Genomic DNA, 318 nt, shown 5'->3' on the forward strand with positions numbered 1-318 from the left:
CTTTGAATTTGGTGGTCCACCGCGTCACCAGGGGAAATGGCTCGGCGGACCCGGGAGGCGGGCTTCGGAACGGAGACTTTCCGTCGCCCCTTACCCAATAGATATATGCCCTATTGCGGAGTTTGTAAGGCGTTTGATTCGCATAGCAGTGTTCGCAAAATTGCAACAATCAAGCGCCGATCAGCCGATCACGGAAGGCTTCAGCAGGTCTTCGAGACCGACGCGATAGAAGAGTTCCGCCCTGAGCCGATCGGCAACACCGTTGACGATCTCGGCCCCATCCTCAGACGGATCGATATGGACGCGGAACGGGCGCTT

1 pseudogene is annotated in these 318 nt (G+C 57.2%); it reads right to left on the reverse strand.

Features of this window, described 5'->3' with window-relative positions:
- Positions 1-180: 180 nt before the first annotated feature.
- A pseudogene (locus tag SB764_RS39090) lies at positions 181-318 on the reverse strand (oxidoreductase); the annotation flags it as partial.

Origin of the sequence: Paraburkholderia sp. SIMBA_027 (assembly GCF_046535315.1) — a bacterium.
Lineage (GTDB): Bacteria > Pseudomonadota > Gammaproteobacteria > Burkholderiales > Burkholderiaceae > Paraburkholderia > Paraburkholderia tropica.